Below are 364 nucleotides of genomic sequence, written 5' to 3'. Positions count from 1 at the left end.
TCTTTTCATAAGGAGTCAACATGAGCATTAATGCAGTTAAAAACTTTCAAAACAACTCTTTGTTTAATCATCAAGGTATAAATAAACAAAGTCAATCTACGCAACATATTCAAACACAAACAAGTCTTTTAAATGGACAAGATAGTTTAGAATTCTCAAAAAAAGCAATAGACTCTTTAGAATCTAAAACAAATACAAGTTTAAATAATAATCCAAATATTGCAAAAGAAAGATATGAAGCAGTGGATAAGAAATTAGGTTATGGTGTTGATGCAGATGGTTACTTTACAAGTGATTTTAATGAAAAGGCTGGAATACCAAAAGATTTTAGAATACGTGCAGCAGATATGCAAAAGTTTGTAGA

The 364-nt window shown here is 28.8% G+C and carries 1 pseudogene; it reads left to right on the top strand.

The annotated features are described in order from the left end of the window. Positions 1 to 20: 20 nt before the first annotated feature. A pseudogene (locus CCZ01_RS10130) lies at positions 21 to 364 on the top strand (hypothetical protein); the annotation flags it as partial.

It is taken from the genome of Helicobacter monodelphidis, assembly GCF_003288845.1.
Lineage (GTDB): Bacteria > Campylobacterota > Campylobacteria > Campylobacterales > Helicobacteraceae > NHYN01.
This window is presented reverse-complemented; position numbering and strand designations above follow the sequence as displayed.